At 60.6% G+C, this 16,926-nt stretch carries 14 protein-coding genes; 12 read left to right on the top strand and 2 right to left on the bottom strand.

The features are described from left to right. The first annotated feature begins 14 nt into the window (after window positions 1–14). The 4 genes from torA (at window position 15) to AB5Y76_RS03710 (ending at window position 6,245) form a co-directional block, all read left to right on the top strand. The gene (gene torA / locus AB5Y76_RS03725; protein ID WP_368177680.1) at window positions 15–2,507 is read left to right on the top strand and encodes a trimethylamine-N-oxide reductase TorA; all 2,493 of its coding nucleotides are present in this window, start codon (window positions 15–17) and stop codon (window positions 2,505–2,507) included. Between the two features lie 99 nt (window positions 2,508–2,606). Further along, complete coding sequence (torD, locus tag AB5Y76_RS03720) at window positions 2,607–3,275, top strand: molecular chaperone TorD (RefSeq protein WP_058057287.1); 669 nt, start codon at window positions 2,607–2,609, stop codon at window positions 3,273–3,275. 7 nt (window positions 3,276–3,282) lie between these two features. After that, window positions 3,283–3,651, top strand: a complete 369-nt coding sequence (locus tag AB5Y76_RS03715) for a hypothetical protein (RefSeq protein WP_005358420.1) — start codon at window positions 3,283–3,285, stop codon at window positions 3,649–3,651. A 188-nt stretch (window positions 3,652–3,839) separates the two neighbouring features. Further along, complete coding sequence (locus AB5Y76_RS03710) at window positions 3,840–6,245, top strand: EAL domain-containing protein (protein ID WP_368177690.1); 2,406 nt, start codon at window positions 3,840–3,842, stop codon at window positions 6,243–6,245. 60 nt (window positions 6,246–6,305) lie between these two features. Here the strand turns inward: AB5Y76_RS03710 and AB5Y76_RS03705 are convergent, their stop codons facing one another. Continuing rightward, window positions 6,306–6,587 carry a hypothetical protein gene (locus AB5Y76_RS03705; RefSeq protein WP_236357092.1) on the bottom strand — a complete coding sequence of 94 codons (282 nt, stop codon included), beginning with the start codon at window positions 6,585–6,587 and terminating at the stop codon, window positions 6,306–6,308. A 166-nt stretch (window positions 6,588–6,753) separates the two neighbouring features. On the opposite strand from AB5Y76_RS03705, the gene acs reads away from it, so the two are divergent. From acs to AB5Y76_RS03670, 7 genes are all read left to right on the top strand, one after another. After that, a complete protein-coding gene (gene acs / locus AB5Y76_RS03700) occupies window positions 6,754–8,700 on the top strand; it encodes an acetate--CoA ligase (protein ID WP_123173670.1) in 1,947 nt (648 codons plus the stop codon). Between the two features lie 288 nt (window positions 8,701–8,988). Next, window positions 8,989–9,438: a type II 3-dehydroquinate dehydratase gene (gene aroQ / locus AB5Y76_RS03695; protein WP_005338907.1), complete on the top strand. Its 450-nt coding sequence runs from the start codon at window positions 8,989–8,991 to the stop codon at window positions 9,436–9,438. A 36-nt stretch (window positions 9,439–9,474) separates the two neighbouring features. Then, window positions 9,475–9,933 carry an acetyl-CoA carboxylase biotin carboxyl carrier protein gene (gene accB / locus AB5Y76_RS03690; RefSeq protein WP_005338908.1) on the top strand — a complete coding sequence of 153 codons (459 nt, stop codon included), beginning with the start codon at window positions 9,475–9,477 and terminating at the stop codon, window positions 9,931–9,933. A gap of 15 nt (window positions 9,934–9,948) precedes the next feature. Then, window positions 9,949–11,289 carry an acetyl-CoA carboxylase biotin carboxylase subunit gene (gene accC / locus AB5Y76_RS03685; RefSeq protein WP_005338910.1) on the top strand — a complete coding sequence of 447 codons (1,341 nt, stop codon included), beginning with the start codon at window positions 9,949–9,951 and terminating at the stop codon, window positions 11,287–11,289. A gap of 163 nt (window positions 11,290–11,452) precedes the next feature. Next, window positions 11,453–11,716, top strand: coding sequence for a YhdT family protein (locus AB5Y76_RS03680; RefSeq protein WP_263717001.1), 264 nt, complete (start codon window positions 11,453–11,455; stop codon window positions 11,714–11,716). Further along, the gene (gene panF, locus AB5Y76_RS03675; RefSeq protein ID WP_139439973.1) at window positions 11,706–13,163 is read left to right on the top strand and encodes a sodium/pantothenate symporter; all 1,458 of its coding nucleotides are present in this window, start codon (window positions 11,706–11,708) and stop codon (window positions 13,161–13,163) included. Before AB5Y76_RS03680 ends, panF begins: the two co-directional genes overlap by 11 nt. Before the next feature lie 88 nt (window positions 13,164–13,251). Then, entirely contained in the window at window positions 13,252–14,679 is a 1,428-nt protein-coding gene (locus AB5Y76_RS03670) for a PTS transporter subunit EIIC (RefSeq protein ID WP_263717002.1), read from the top strand. Window position 14,680: 1 nt separating this feature from the next. Here AB5Y76_RS03670 and AB5Y76_RS03665 read toward each other — a convergent pair whose 3' ends face one another. Beyond that, window positions 14,681–15,553, bottom strand: coding sequence for a LysR family transcriptional regulator (locus AB5Y76_RS03665; protein ID WP_005358412.1), 873 nt, complete (start codon window positions 15,551–15,553; stop codon window positions 14,681–14,683). Window positions 15,554–15,653: 100 nt separating this feature from the next. Here AB5Y76_RS03665 and AB5Y76_RS03660 point away from each other — a divergent pair, with 100 nt between their 5' ends. Further along, on the top strand, window positions 15,654–16,670 hold the full coding sequence (locus AB5Y76_RS03660; protein WP_263717004.1) for a zinc-binding alcohol dehydrogenase family protein: 1,017 nt from the start codon (window positions 15,654–15,656) through the stop codon (window positions 16,668–16,670). Window positions 16,671–16,926: the final 256 nt, after the last annotated feature.

Raw genomic sequence — 16,926 nt, 5'->3', positions numbered from 1 at the left:
AGAGGAATAACAAGATGATCAATATTTCCCGTCGTGGTTTTCTGGGTGGCTTGCTGGCCAGCGGTGCCTCTGCCCTGATCGGCCCCTCCCTGCTCGGTCGCGCCGTGATGGCCGCCGAGTCCGGCGAAAAACTGGTGCAGTCCGGCTCCCACTGGGGCGCCTTCCGGGCCCGGGTGGTCGATGGACGCTGGGTCGAGACCCTGCCGTTCGAGCATGAAAAGCACCCCACCGACATGCTCAAGGCCTTGAGTGAGGTGGTCTACAACCCCTCCCGCATCCGCTACCCCATGGTGCGACTGGACTGGCTGCGCAAGGGGCACCAGTCCGACACCAGCGAACGTGGCCAGAACCGCTTCGTGCGGGTGACCTGGTCCCAGGCGCTGGACTTCTTCTATCACGAGCTGGAGCGGGTGCAGAAGATCTATGGCCCGAGCGCCCTCTATGCCGGTCACTCCGGCTGGCAGTCGGTGGGCAAGCTGCACTCCGCTGGCGCCATGCTGGGACGCGCCATGAACCTGCACGGCACCTATCTGGCCAAGGCCGGTGACTACTCCACCGGTGCCGCCCAGGTGATCCTGCCCCACGTGGCGGGCGCCATGGAGGTGTACGAGCAGCAGACCTCCTGGCCGCTGGTACTGGAACACAGCAAGACTATCGTCATCTGGGGCTCAGATCCCATCAAGAACCTGCAGGTGGGCTGGCTGGTGCCGGATCACAGCGTCTACGACTACTGGGCACAGCTGAAAGAGAAGGTGGCCAAGGGCGAGATCCGGGTGATCAGTGTCGATCCGGTCAAATCCAAGACCCAGAAGTACCTCAATTGCGATCAGGTGACCCTGAATCCGCAAACCGACGTACCGCTGATGCTGGGCATCGCCCACACCCTCTACAGCGAGAAGCGCCACGACGAGGCGTTCCTGAAGAACTACACCACCGGCTTTGACAAGTTCCTGCCCTACCTGCTGGGCACCAGCGATGGTCAGGTGAAGGACGCCGAGTGGGCAGCCGCCATCTGTGGCGTACCAGCCGAGACCATCCGCGAACTGGCCCGCGCCATGAGCAGTGGACGCACCCAGCTTATCGGCGGCTGGTGTGTGCAGCGCATGCACCACGGCGAGCAGTACGCCTGGATGCTGGTGGTACTGGCCTCGATGATTGGCCAGATCGGCCTGCCGGGGGGCGGTTACGGCTTTGGCTGGCACTACAACGGAGCGGGCACCATCACCTCCAGCGGCCCCATCATGTCAGGTTTCAGCTCGGTCATTCCCGGGGTCAAGCCGATCCATGATGGCGACTGGAAGGGCTACTCCAAATTCATTCCGGTGGCCCGTTTCGTCGACTGCATCCTCAATCCGGGCAAGCAGATCGCCTTCAACGGCCAGACCATCACCTACCCCCACATGAAGATGGCAGTGTTCTGCGGCAACAACCCGTTCCACCACCAGCAGGATCGCAACAAGATGGTTGCGGCCTGGCGCAAGCTGGAAACCGTGGTCAGCATCGATCACCAGTGGACCGCCAGCTGCCGCTTCGCCGATATCGTGCTGCCCGCCACCACCACCTACGAGCGGGATGACATCGAGCAGTGGGGTTCTCACTCCAACGCGGGCATTCTGGCCATGTACAAGGTGGTGGAGCCGCTGTTCGAGGCGCGCGATGACTATGACATCTTCGCCGATCTCTGCCGTCGCTTCGGTCGCGAGGCCGAGTTCACCGGTGGCAAGAGCAAGCTGGAGTGGATCCAGAGCATCTATGACGACGCCCGCCTGCAGGGGCGCGGCATCGGCATTCGTCTGCCCCGTTTCAGCCAGTTCTGGCACGGGGAAGGCTTCGTCACCTTCCCGGCGGGCCAACCCTGGGTGCGCCACGAGTCGTTCCGTCAGGAGCCGGATCTGGAGCCACTGGGTACCCCGTCCGGCCTTATCGAGATCTACTCCAAGACCATTGCCGACTACGGCTATGGGGATTGCCCGGGCCATCCGGTCTGGATCGAACCCTACGAGCGCTCCCACGGCGGGCCGGGCAGCAAACAGTACCCGCTGCACCTGCAATCCTGCCACCCGGACAAACGGCTGCACAGCCAGCTCTGCTCCTCCGACAACTACCGAGCCACCTACACGGTGCAGGGTCGCGAGCCTGTCTACATGAATCCGCAGGATGCCAAATCCCGCGGCCTCAAGGACGGCGATCTGGTGCGGGTGTTCAACGGCCGCGGTCAGGTATTGGCCGGGCTGGTGGTGAGCGATGACTACGCCCCTGGGGTGGTGCGCATTCAGGAAGGAGCCTGGTATGGCCCGCAAGAGGGTGGCAAGGTGGGGACTCTCTGTACCTACGGCGATCCCAACGTGCTGACCGCCGACATCGGCTCCTCCAGCCTGGCGCAGGCCACCACGGCCCATACCGCGCTGGTGGAGATCGAGAAGTTCCGCGGACAGGCACCCGCCGTCACTGCCTTCGGCGCGCCGGAATCGGCCAAGGGCATCGACCCCATGTTCCCGGCACTCTGACCTCGGGGGGACGAAAGCACCCCCTTGAGTTTCCTTTATTTTTAAAGTCGTTAGAATCGGGAGCCATCAAGGCTCCCGATTGCCATCCACGGAGGAAAAATGCAGGAATTTATGGCTACCAGCGAACGCCGGGCCGAACTCTACTGGTGGTTCTCCACCCTGTTCGCCGCCGAACTCAGTGATGAGCAGATCGCCGAATATGACACCTATGATGTGCGAAGCTTCCTGAAAAGCCTCTCCACCCTGGATCCGATGCGCGAAGCCGTGGCCGAGCTCAACGATGCCATCGCCCGCCTGCTGGTGCGCCCGGATCGCCAACTCGAACTCGCTGCCGACTTCGCCGGGCTGTTTCTGGTGGATCCCAAACAGGGCGCCCTGCCCTACGAATCGCTCTACCGTGGCGAGGCCAAGCTGCTGATGCAGGCCCCGATGGCCGAGATGCAGGCCCGCCTCGATCGCCTTGGTATCAATGTCAGCGATAAATACAAAGAGCCTGCGGATCATCTAGCCATCGAGCTGGATCTGATGGGCAATCTCATCATCCGTGCGGCGGAAGCCAAGAGCGCAGCCGAGCGGGAACGCTGGCTCGACGAGCAGGAAGCGCTGCTGCACGGCCATCTGCTGGGCTGGTTTGACAAGTTCGAAAGCGCCTGTCGCGCCGCCGACCGGTTTGGCTTCTACGGCGCCAGTGCCCGTCTGCTGGGGGTCTTCCTCAAGATGGATGCCAACTACCTCTCTCTGGTCAAACCGGCACCGTCCGCCGACTGAGTCCGCGATGAAGACAGCCCTGCTTCTGATTGCATGCTGGCTGCTGGCCCTGATCCCGCTGGATCAGGGCATTACTCCCCTGATTGCGCTGTTGTTCAACCCGGATCGCGAGCTCTACGGCACCGCCCAGCTCACCGGATTTGCTGGCATCCTGCTCACCCTCTACCTTGCCAATCTCGGCGTCGAGGTGGTGTTGCGCCGCCGCTTCCAGATCGCCGGCATGCTGGCGCTGCTGGCCGCCTGGATCGACTTCATCAACAGCAGTGGCAGCGAGTCGCACTTCCTGCTGCTCTATCTGCTTGCCCTCCCCTTCCATCTGATCGGCTGGCTGGTACTGGTGCGCGGCATTCAGGCGTTTGGTCGCCAGAAGGGATAACCTCTCGCCCCTTTTTCCATCCTTTTTATCAGGTTTTTCTGCCTATTCTTGCCGTCAAAACAACCAGATAACTCCGCTTGACTCCCGGCCAAACAGTTCGTGCCATACTGACAACTGATGCAAGTGATAAAACAATCAATGCCGAGGTCATCATGGATGGGAAGCTTTTCAACGCCGACACCGAGGCAATGTTGACCCAGCTGTCAGATCACACCGTCCTGGAACAGCTGATGGATAATGCCCCTCTGGGCATCGGCGTCTTTGACTGCGAATTTCGCTACCGTAAAGTCAATCAGGTGCTGGCCGACATCAATGGCAAAAGCATCGCGGAGCATCAGGGCAAACACCTCAGAGAGGTGGTTCCCAAGCTGGCACCGACCCTGGAGCCTATGTTTCAGCAGATCATGCGAAGCGGCATGCCCTACGTGGATATCGCCATCACGGGCCAAACCGCGGCGTACGACAGCAGCTCACGCCGCTTTCAGGCCACCTACAGCCCGATGCGTGATGAGAAAGGGGAGCTGAACGGCATCCTCGCCATCGTGCGGGACATCACCGAGCAGTACGAAACCGAACAACGGCTGCAACTGGCAATGCGAGCGGCCCAAATCGGGGTGTGGGAGTGGCACGTGGCGGAGGACAGATTACTGTTCGACGGCCAAATTGAGCCGCTGCTGGGCATCGAGGCCAACCAGTTCCACGGCGGGCTGCAAGCGTTCGTCGACTGTTTTGAACCGGAATCCGGCAACCAGCTAAAGGCCGCCCTGCAAAGTCATGACCCCATCCATCTCACCCTGAGCTACCTCACCGCGCTCAACGAGCGCCACTGGGTCGATATTCATGCCGACCATGTCCCCGCCACCGAGTCGGTCGGCCACCGGGTCATGGGAGTCATTCACAATGCCACCGCCCGCCGCCGTCAGGAGGAGCGACTCCATCAGGCCAACGTGGTATTCGATACCACGGCCGAGGGGATCATCATCCTCGACAGCGAGCACCATATTCTGTCGGTCAACCCGGCCTTCACCATGCTGACCCAATACAATGCCGAGGAGGTGATAGGCCGTACCCCGGATATCATCATGCATCCCAGGCGCTACACTGACCTCGACTATCCCTGGTATCACCTGCGCCCCGGCAACAACGCCTGGCATGGCGAGATGGTTTGTCTGCGCAAGGATGGCAGCTACTTCTCCTCCTGGCAGCAGATCAGTGCTGTCTATGACAACTTCAACAACACCACTCACTATGTGATCGCCCTTTCCGACATCAGCGCCATTCGCAAGGTGGAGGCCGAGCTGAATCACCTTGCCTATCACGACCCCCTGACCGAACTGGGCAATCGCCATCTGTTGCAGGAGCGGCTGGCCCTTGAGCTGAAAACCGCGCAGCTCAATCGCAAACGGTTGGGGCTGCTCTTTATCGATCTGGATGGCTTCAAGCTGATCAACGACAGCCTGGGCCACGGAGTTGGCGATGAGCTGCTCAAGCGGCTGGCAGAGCGGATCCGCGGCTGCCTGCAGCACAACGATCTGGCGACCCGCCTCGGGGGAGACGAGTTTCTGGTGCTGATCCCCTATCTGGAGGAGCCTGACGAGCTGGCAACCCTGGCCAATACCCTGCTGACCGTGTTGCGTGAACCGGTTGAGCTGGCCCATGAGCTGGTGGCAATCTCGGCAAGTATCGGTATCGCCATCTATCCGGATCATGCAGACAGCCCGGAAACCCTGGTCAGCGCCGCCGACAGCGCCATGTACGAGGCGAAAAGTCAGGGGCGCAACGGATTCCAGTTCTATACCCCCTGCATGGCGGCTCGAGCCCGCGAGCGAATGCAGATTGAGCAGGGTCTGCTCAAGGCCCTGGAGCTCGAACAGCTCTGCATTTTCTATCAACCCATGACCAATCTGGCCAACGGCCACCTGAGCGGACTGGAAGCCCTGCTGCGCTGGCAGCATCCCAATGAGGGGATGATAGCGCCGACCCGTTTTATTCCGGTGGCAGAGGAGTGCGGCCTGATAGAGAAAATTGGGGAGTGGGTGATGCGCAACGCCTGCGAGCAGGGACAAAACTGGCTGGCCGCCGGACTGCCGGTGCCTCGCTTGTCGGTCAATGTGTCGGTGCGGGAGATGCGCTCCCCAGGCTACGTTGAACGGGTCGCCGCCATTCTGGCCGAGACCGGATTTCCGCCAGAACGGCTGGAGATAGAGGTGACGGAGAGCATCATCCAGCGGGTCGAACAGAGTCTGGATCTCTTTACCCGCCTGAAAAATCTCGGCGTGCAGATTGCCATCGATGACTTTGGCACCGGCTTCTCGTCGCTGAGTCTGCTCAAGACCCTGCCGATCGATCGCATCAAGATCGACCGGGCGTTTGTGCAAGCATTACCGGAAGACAAGAACAGTCGGGAGCTCTGCCGCACCATCATCAATCTGGCCGACAGTCTGGATATGGAGGTCACCGCCGAAGGGATTGAAACCAAGGCACAACACGCCTTCTTGCAATCACTCAACTGCGGCGAAGGACAGGGCTATCTGTTCAGCAAACCACTGCATGTCGAACATATGGGAGATCGCCTGCATCAACGCTACGTCTGATAGCGGCAGGCAATCATCATCACCAGCCGGGAGGCATCCGCCTCCTGGCTGCCGACTGGATTACCACTCGATCTGCAAGCGGGATTCCCAACCATCATCACGATCATTGAGCATGCGCGTCAACGGTGATTCGCCAGCATAACGGGGAGCTGGATCGCTGAAGGTGAGTCTGGTACCGGGCTCCTTGGCCTGCCATGCATGACCAAGCTGATCGGCCACCCGATCCCGCAGCGCAGGTGAGGCCTCCTGATGGGTGATCGCAAACTCTTTCGGGGGTTCGCCAGCGGGCACTGGCGCATCAAACTGCCAGAGGGATGCACAGAGCAACAGAGAAAACATCATGACCTCCAATTAATCGACACGCCCCCTTTTACCCACTCGCCGATTAATTGTCACTCTTTGTCCTGTAACCAACTTTTGCCGCCTATCCAAAAGTCTAATTGCCCCCCGCCACCAAAGGTATAAGTTGTTAAGAAACCATTAAAAGATCTATTCAAAGGAGTGACAGATGAGCGAGAGCAAGGTCTACCCGGTCAAACCCCATATCAGCAGCAATGCACTGCTGGACAAGGGCGACTACGCCGCCATGTATCAGGCCTCCGTCGAGGATCCCGATACCTTCTGGGGAGAGCAGGGAAAAATTCTCGACTGGATGAAACCCTATACCAAGGTCAAGAACACCTCCTACGATCCAGGCCATGTCTCCATCAAATGGTTTGAAGATGGCCAGCTCAACGTCTCGGCCAACTGTCTCGATCGCCATCTCGCCGAACGGGGTGACAAGGTCGCCATCATCTGGGAAGGGGACAACCCTGCCGAAGATCGCAAACTCACCTACCGCGAATTGCACAGCGAAGTGTGCAAGTTTGCCAACGTCTTGAAAGCCCAAGGGGTGCACCGCGGCGACGTGGTCTGCCTCTATATGCCCATGGTGCCGGAAGCCGCCATCGCCATGCTGGCCTGTACCCGCATCGGCGCGGTACACAGCATTGTCTTCGGCGGCTTCTCGCCGGAAGCACTGGCCGGCCGCATCATCGACTCGGGCTCGCGCATCGTAATCACCGCCGACGAAGGGCTGCGTGGTGGCCGTCCGGTGCCGCTCAAGAAGAATGTGGATGAAGCGCTCACCAACCCGGAAACCCAGGTCAACAAGGTGATCGTGCTCAAGCGCACCGGCGGTAATGTCGCCTGGCACAACCACCGCGACATCTGGTGGCATGAAGCGACCGCCGCCGTCAGCAGCGACTGCCCGCCCGAGGCGATGAACGCCGAAGATCCGCTTTTTATCCTCTATACCTCCGGCTCCACCGGCAAACCCAAGGGGGTGCTGCACACCACCGGCGGCTATCTGGTCTATGCCACCCTCACCTTCAAATATGTGTTCGACTACCACGAAGAGGATATCTACTGGTGTACCGCCGATGTGGGCTGGGTCACTGGTCACTCCTATCTGGTATACGGGCCGCTTGCCAACGGTGCCACCACCATCATGTTCGAAGGGGTGCCCAACTACCCTGCCACCAACCGCATGAGTCAGGTGGTGGACAAGCACCAGGTCACCATCCTCTATACCGCCCCTACCGCCATCCGCGCCCTGATGGCCAAGGGTAACGAAGCGGTCACCGGCACGTCACGCCAGAGCCTGCGCATCATGGGTTCGGTGGGTGAACCCATCAACCCGGAAGCCTGGGAGTGGTACTACCGCACCATTGGTGATGAGCGCTGTCCCATCGTCGATACCTGGTGGCAAACCGAGACCGGCGGCATCCTGATTACGCCGCTGCCCGGCGTCACCGACCTGAAACCGGGCTCGGCGACTCGTCCCTTCTTCGGGGTGCAACCGGCGCTGGTCGACAACATGGGCGAACCGCTGGAGGGGGCCACCGAGGGTAACCTGGTGATCACCGACTCCTGGCCGGGCCAGATGCGCACCGTATTCGGCGATCACGAGCGCTTCGAGCAGACCTACTTCTCCACCTTCCCGGGCCGCTACTTCACCGGCGACGGTGCCCGTCGCGACGAGGACGGCTACTACTGGATCACCGGTCGGGTGGATGATGTACTGAACGTCTCCGGCCACCGCATGGGTACCGCCGAAATTGAATCGGCGCTGGTGGCCCATCCCAAGATCGCTGAAGCCGCGGTGGTGGGGGTTCCTCACGAGATCAAGGGTCAGGGTATCTATGCCTATGTCACCCTGATCGCCGGGGAAGAGCCGAGCCGCGAGCTGCACAAAGAGGTGAAGGAGTGGGTGCGCAAGGAGATTGGCGCCATCGCTACGCCGGACGTGATCCACTGGGCGGAGGGGCTGCCGAAGACCCGTTCCGGCAAGATCATGCGCCGCATCTTGCGCAAGATCGCCACCGGCGAGACCGACAGCCTGGGGGATATCTCCACCCTGGCGGATCCGGGGGTAGTAGACAAACTCATCCGCGAGAAGTCGGAAGCTGCCTGATCCCGCTTCGTTTGTTGCTCAATAAAGCCGGCCCTGTGCCGGCTTTGTCGTTTCTTATCTGCCAGCAAACAGCAAGGCGGTAGCTACGGAGCCTTGCCGACCAAAATGTGCAATAAATAGCCAGATGTAGAGATTAGACCAGTAAAATGCTGCTAATTTTCACGAAATCAATATAATTGCGAAATCTGTGTGCCAGGGCACACCGATTTGCGCAGAAAATGGCTAGATTTCTGGTAGTCCACAAGATAGCTGATAGATAGCAGCATTATCATCGAGGATGTACTCAATATGTCGCAAAATCACCGCATTCTCCTGCTCAACGGACCAAACCTGAATCTGCTGGGCAAACGGGAACCGGGTATCTACGGCAGCAAGACGCTTGATGAGATCGTCGCCGATCTGAAGCTTAACGCCAGCGAACTCGGTGTCACTCTGGAACATCTGCAATCCAATGCCGAACATGAGTTGGTCGGCCGCATCCATCAGGCCATGGGCCAGGTGGATTTTATCATCATCAATCCAGCCGCTTTCACCCACACCAGCGTCGCCATTCGCGATGCGCTGCTGGGTGTCGCCATCCCTTTTATCGAGGTTCACCTGTCAAATGTCCATGCCAGGGAGCCGTTCCGTCATCACTCCTATCTGTCTGATGTCGCCAAAGGGGTCATTTGTGGTCTGGGGGCCGATGGCTACCAATTCGCTTTAACCGCGGCCGTGCACCATCTGCGCGCGGCTTGATAATCACTGATCAGATAAAGAAGAAAGAGAATGCTAATGGATATCCGCAAAATCAAGAAGCTGATTGAACTGGTTGAAGAGTCCGGCATCGCCGAACTGGAGATCTCCGAAGGTGAAGAGTCCGTTCGCATCAGCCGCAACTTCTCCGGTCAGGTGACCACCGCCATGCCGCAGATGATGATGCAGCAAGCCGCTCCGGTTGCCGCACCTGCCGCTGCCGCCCCGGTTGCCGCCGCACCGGCCGCAGATGCCGCCCCGAGCGGTCACCTGATGCGCTCCCCGATGGTTGGCTCCTTCTACCGCTCCTCCAGCCCGGATGCCAAGCCGTTCGCGGAAGTGGGTCAGCAAGTCAATGTCGGCGACACCCTGTGCATCGTCGAAGCCATGAAAATGATGAACCAAATCGAGTCTGACAAGGCCGGTGTGATCAAAGCGATCCTGGTTGAAAATGGTCAGGCCGTCGAATTTGACGAGCCGCTGTTCATCATCGAATAAGGGAAATCGCCACCCATGTTGGACAAAGTAGTCATCGCCAACCGCGGTGAAATTGCCCTGCGGATCCTGCGCGCCTGTAAAGAGCTCGGGATCAAGACAGTGGCCGTTCACTCCACCGCCGACCGGGAGCTCAAACATGTGCTGCTGGCCGACGAATCCATCTGTATCGGCAGACCGGCCAGTACTGAATCCTACCTCAACGTCCCGGCCATCATCGCCGCCGCCGAGGTAACCGGTGCCGTGGCCATCCACCCGGGTTACGGCTTCCTCTCCGAGAACGCCGATTTCGCCGAAGTGGTCGAAAAATCCGGCTTCATCTTCATCGGCCCGCGCGCCGAGACCATTCGCCTGATGGGTGACAAGGTCTCCGCCATCGAAGCGATGAAGAAAGCGGGCGTACCGTGTGTACCGGGCTCTGACGGTCCCGTCGACAACGACGCCAAGCACAACGCCGCCATTGCCAAGCGCATCGGCTATCCGGTGATCATCAAGGCCGCCGGTGGCGGTGGTGGTCGCGGTATGCGTGTGGTGCGCAATGAAGCGGAACTGGCGGGCGCCATCGCTCTGACCAAATCCGAAGCAGGCCAGTTCTTCAAGAACGACATGGTCTACATGGAGAAGTACCTGGAAAACCCGCGCCACATCGAAATTCAGGTGTTGGCAGACGGCCAGGGCAACGCCCTCTATCTGGGCGAGCGTGACTGCTCCATGCAGCGTCGCCACCAGAAAGTGGTGGAAGAAGCGCCGGCACCGGGCATCACCGCCGAAATGCGCAAGTTCATCGGCGAGCGCTGTGTGCGTGCCTGTATCGAGATCGGCTACCGCGGTGCGGGTACTTTCGAGTTCCTGTACGAGAACGGCGAGTTCTATTTCATCGAAATGAACACCCGTATTCAGGTTGAGCATCCGGTCACCGAGATGGTCACCGGTATCGATCTGATCAAGGAGCAGCTGCGCATCGCCGCTGGCCAGCCCCTGTCGATCACCCAGCAGGATATCCGCATCCGTGGCCATGCCATCGAGTGCCGGATCAACGCCGAAGATCCGGCCACCTTTATGCCCTCTCCGGGTCTGGTTCAGCGCTTCCACGCGCCGGGTGGTCTGGGCGTGCGTTGGGACTCCCACATTTATGCCGGTTACAAGGTACCGCCCCACTACGATTCAATGATCGGCAAGCTGATCTGCTACGGCGAGAATCGTGACATTGCCATCGCCCGCATGCGCCATGCGCTGGACGAACTGGTGGTCGAGGGCATCAAGACCAACGTGCCGCTGCAAAAAGAGATCATGAAAGACGAAAACTTCCAGCACGGTGGCACCAATATCCACTATCTGCACAAGAAGTTGGGTCTGTAAGATCTCGCAGGCAGAACAATCACTTCCGGCCGGATAGCAGCCCGCTGCTTATCCGCAATCCAACCGGGAGGCGGCTTCGCAAGAAGCCTCTGCTGAAAAAGGGCCATGGCGACATGGCCCTTTTTTGTTATCCTTGCGCCCCTCAAATTTGTCGGAGGCCAAGGTGAACCGTTTTGCTCTCGCCCGCCGGGAAGCAGCTTTCTGCCTGCTGCTGACCCTGCTCTACTTCTTTGCCTGGTATGGCACCGCCTATTTTATCCCGCCCCAGCTGGAGTTGTGGGGGCTGCCGTTGTGGTTCCTGCTCAGCTGCATGGTGATGCCACTGCTGTTCATTCTGCTCTGCGCCCTGATGGTGAACCGGCTGTTTGTGGAGATCCCCCTCGATACCCACGCCCCTTTCGGCAAGGAGTCATCCCATGAATCTTGAGCTGATGCTGCCGCTCGTCATCTATCTGGTGCTGGTGCTGGGGGTCGGTTTCTGGGCCAGCCGCCATCGCGCGCAAGGCAACTTCGTGCAGGAGTACTTCATCGGCAACCGCAGCATGGGCGGGCTGGTGCTGGCGATGACGCTAGTGGCCACCTACACCTCGGCCTCCTCCTTTATCGGTGGGCCGGGCGCGGCCTACAAGATCGGTCTGGGCTGGGTGTTGCTGGCGATGATCCAGCTGCCCACCGTCTGGCTCACTCTGGGGGTGCTTGGCAAGAAGTTCGCCATCATCGCCCGCCGAGTCAATGCGGTGACCATCAACGACATGCTGTGGGCCCGCTATCAGAGCAAGGCGGTGGTGATCCTCGGCTCCGTTACTATCATCCTCGCCTTTATCGCCACCATGGTGGTGCAGTTTATCGGCGGCGCCCGCCTGCTGGAGACCGCCACCGGGCTCTCCTACCAGCAGGGGTTGATGCTGTTTGCCAGCTGTGTGCTGCTCTACACCATCATCGGCGGCTTCCGCGCCGTGGTGATGACCGATGCCCTGCAGGGGATCATCATGCTGATCGGTACTGGCGCCCTGCTGGCGGGGATTCTGATTGCCGGTGACGGGCTGCCTAACCTTATCCACCAGCTCAGGGAGATCGATCCCAAGCTGGTGAGCCCGCAAGGGGCCGGCGACATGTTGACCCAGCCCTTTATGCTGAGCTTCTGGATCCTGGTCTGTGTCGGGGTGGTGGGGCTGCCCCACTCGGCGCTGCGCTGCTTTGGTTATCGCGACAGCAAGGCGCTCCATCGCGGCATTCTGATCGGCACAGTGGTCAGCGCCCTGCTGATGTTTGGCATGCATCTGGCGGGTGCCCTTGGCCGCGCCATCCTGCCGGGCATGGACAGCCCGGACAAGATCATGCCCTCCCTGATGATGGAAGTGCTGCCCCCCTGGCTGGCCGGGGTCTTTCTGGCGGCGCCGATGGCAGCCATCATGTCCACCATCGACTCCCAGCTGATCCAGGCCTCCGCCACTCTGGTGAAGGATCTCTACCTCAACTATCTCAATCCGAAACAGGAGAAGCTGGAGGTGCGCATTCCGCGCCTCTCCCTGCTCTGCACCCTGATCCTCGGCACCTTGGTGCTGCTGGCGGCGTTGCAACCGCCCGAGATGATCATCTGGCTCAACCTGCTCGCCTTTGGCGGTCTGCAGGCGGTGTTCCTCTGGCCACTGGTGCTCGGCCTCTACTGGTCGCGGGCCAACGGCCCGGGCGCACTGGCCAGCATGGTCAGCGGCATCGTCAGCTATGGGGTACTCAGTCAGTGGGGGATCAAGCTGGCTGGCCTGCACGCCATCGTGCCAAGCCTTACACTGGCGCTGGTGGTCTTTGTCACGGTCAGCCTGCTGACGGCACCGCCCTCGCGGGAAGTGCGCGAGCTTTTTGGGCAGAAATAATAAAAATATAAATTAGGGTTCCAAAACTATCCCCAAATAGGTGTTTTCCGGTTAAACTGTGCGCCAAGTCACAGAACGTAGCCGCTGTATGCCCGTTAAAGCCACTCGACAAGTCGTTACTCAAGCCCTGCAGCGGCTCGGTTATGCCCTGCTGCTGCCCGTCTCCATACTGCCGATGGCGGCGTTGATCTACCGGCTTGGGCAACCAGACGTGCTCGATTTGGCGGTGCTCTCCCTCACCGGTCAGGCGATCTTCAGCCAGATGCCGCTTATCTATGCGGTGGCGATCGCCTTTGGCCTGAGTCGGCAGGAGCTGGGCGGACAGACGCTGGCGGGTGCGGTCAACTTCCTGCTGCTCAGCACCGCCTTCAATACGCTGGCCCCCAACCTGCACGCCGACATGATCTGCGGCCTGCTGGCGGGGCTCACCACCGCCATCATCTATCCTTGGGTTCACCAGCAAACACTGCCCCGCTGGCTGCAGATCGCCAAGGGGGAGTTTCCCAGCCTGCTGGTGTCGGCCTTGGCCTGCCTGCTGATCGCCATCCCCCTCTCGCTGCTGTGGCCGCCGCTGGAGCGCGGGCTGACCCTGCTCACCTCGGAGCTGCTTACCACGCCGTTTGGCGCCTTCTGCTACGGCACCCTCAACCGCTTGTTAATCCCGCTCGGGCTGCATCAGGTATTGGGCAGCGTCATCGGCCTTGGCGAGAGCAACCTGCAGGCGCTGGCCACCGCCCAACCCCTTCATGAAGGGTATGTGGCCGGTCTTTACCCCATCATCATGTTCGGCCTGCCGGGCGCCTGTTTTGCCATCTGGCTGCACCGCCAGCGGATGCAGCGGCTGCCACAGGGCGGGCTGCTGCTCACCCTGGCGCTCACCTCGGCACTGGTGGGTATCACAGAGCCCATCGAGTTTCTGTTCGCCTTTACCGCCCCCTGGCTGTTTCTCGCCCACGCCCTGCTGACCGGACTGTCGCTGGCGGTCTGTAGCGGGCTGGGGATCAAGGTGGGCAGTTACTTCTCCGCCGGTCTGCTGGATCTGGTGCTGAGCTATCAGGCAGGGGAGCATAGCTTCTGGCTCATTCCGGTCGGTATCCTGTTTTTCGTCGCCTACACCCTGCTCTTTTACCAACTGCTGGAGCGTGCCCCCCTCAGCATGCCGAGCAAGCCCATCGCGGTGGAGCATCCGCGCCTTGCCAGCGTTGCCCCCTCAGACCCGCAGATGCTGGCGATCCAGTACCTCAAGGTGCTAGGCGGGATGGACAATCTGGTGGCGATGAGCGTCTGTATCACCCGCCTCAGCCTGCGGGTGCGCGATATTTCACTGGTGGATGAATCCCGCCTGCTCAGCCTGGGCTGCCTCTCCTGGATCCAGCTCAACGACCACCAGCTGGTGCTGGTGCTGGGCCCCAGCGCCAGCCTGATTGAAGGGCAGATCCGCATGCTGGCGGAGCGCCAGTCGGTCCCGCTCGGCCTCAAACCCAATCAGGAGTCGGCCAGCCAGAGCAGCTGGTAACTCAGGCAAACGGCAACCGCTCGGCCACGAAATCCATCAGGGTGCGCAGGGCGGGAGCCAGATGCTCCCGACTCGGATAGATAAGGTAAAACGGGTTGGCCGGAATCGGCTGATCCGGCAACACCTTCTGCAGCCGCCCCGCCGCCAAATCCCCTTCACAGACATGGTGGGGCAACAGGGCAATCCCCCCGTCATGAAGCGCCATCTCCCGCAGCGCCAGCAAGCTGTTGCTGACACAGGCCCCCTGCGGCCGCCAGCCACCCTCCTGCAATGGCCACACCGGCATGGCCGAGTGCACCAGACAGGCATAACGGCCCAGCTCGCTCAACTGTTGCGGCATGCCGTGGGCCGCCAGATAGGCGGGCGCTGCCACCAGATGACGCGCCACCTGACCGATACGCCGACAGATGAGGCTGGAGTCTTTCAGCGGCGCCGCCCGCAGCGCCAAATCATAACCTTCCCCCACCAGATCGAGCTGTTCATCGCTCAGGGTCAGTTCCAGCACCACCTCGGGATAGAGGGCGCGAAACTCGGCGAGGATCCTGCCAAGCAGCAGGGTGCCGGTCGCCTCGGGGGCGGTGATCCGCACCCGCCCCGCCGGGGCCGAGCGCAGCCGTGCCATCGCCAGATTGGCACTACGGGCCAGTGCCAGCAGCCCCTGACAGTGCTCCACATAGAGTTCCCCCTGCGGGGTCAGGCTCAACCTGCGGGTGGTGCGCTGCAACAGCCGCACCCCGAGCTGGGATTCGAGCCGCGAGATCTTCTGGCTCACCGATGACTTGGGCATACCAAGCAGCTCGGCGGCCCGGGTAAAGCTTCCCTGCTCCACCACGGTGGCAAACAGTCCCATCAACTCCAGATCGACATTGTTCATATATTCAAACAGTCTTTACCGATTACCCATCTTAATCTTGATAATCAACCAGACTAGAGTGAGTGGCAATCCCGAACACAGCGATTTGAAAGGAAAAACCATGAAAGCCATTGCCCTGACTCACTATCTGCCAAGCGACCACCCCGACTGCTTCATCGCCGCCAACCTGCCCGATCCGGTTCCGGGCCCGCGGGATCTGCTGGTGCGGGTCACCGCCACCTCCGTCAATCCGGTAGATACCAAGGTGCGCTCCCCCAAGGCCAAAATTGAAAGCTCGCCCCGGGTACTGGGTTGGGATGCGGTGGGGGAAGTGATCGCCACCGGCAGCGAAGTTACCCTGTTCAAGGCGGGCGACCGAGTCTGGTATGCCGGTGATATCAGCCGCCCGGGCAGCAACAGCGCCCTGCAACTGGTGGATGAGCGCATCGCCGCGATCGCCCCCACCACCTTGAGCGATGTGGAGGCCGCCGCCCTGCCGCTCACCGCCATCACCGCCTGGGAGACCCTGTTCGAACGCTTCGCCCTCACCCGCGAGAGCCGTGGCAAACTGCTGATCATCGGCGGCGCCGGTGGCGTGGGCTCCATCGCCATCCAGCTGGCTCGCCAGCTCACCGGCATGGAGGTGATTGCGACCGCCTCCCGCCCCGAGAGCCGTGAGTGGTGCCTCGAGATGGGCGCCCATCAGGTCGTAAACCACCACAAGTTGCAGGAGGAGCTGACCGTCCTTGGCATCACCCAGGTCGATGCCATCTTCTGCACCAACGCCACCGCCGAGCACTGGGCCACCATGGCAGGGCTGATCCGCCCGTTTGGCCATATCTGCACCATCGCCGAATCGAGCGAGCCGTGGGATCTCTCCCTGCTCAAGAGCAAGAGCGTCACCTTCAGCCAGGAGTTCATGTTCACCCGCTCCCTGTTCCAGACGCCGGACATGATCGAACAACACCGCCTGCTCGGCCGGGTGGCGGCACTGGTCGATGAAGGGGTATTGCAGACCACCCTGACCAGAACCATCTCGTCACTGACCCCGATCACGCTGGCTCAGGCCCATGCCGAGGTGGAAGCGGGCCGTATGGTTGGCAAGCTGGTGATCGACATGAGCGGCTTTGCCAACTAAGCCCTCCAACGCACCATGATGGGATAAGTTCACCAAGGAGATGCCCCAAACGGGCACAATCAGCGGCACTCATGACAGCCTGTGGCAGACCAACGTCCGACAATCAGCCAAAAAAGAGGCCATTTCGCGAGAAATGGCCTGAATACCTGAACATTGGGGTAACAATCACACACATATCCTTATGCAGGACATATTAGTCTTTGCATCTGGCGTGCCAACAGCAGCATGAATGCGCCAAAACGGCGTCAGCCCATCC

The organism is Aeromonas sp. R1-2 (genome assembly GCF_040908505.1).
Lineage (GTDB): Bacteria > Pseudomonadota > Gammaproteobacteria > Enterobacterales > Aeromonadaceae > Aeromonas > Aeromonas veronii.
Note: the sequence above shows the minus strand (reverse complement) of the source record. Positions and strands in the feature narration are given on the sequence as shown.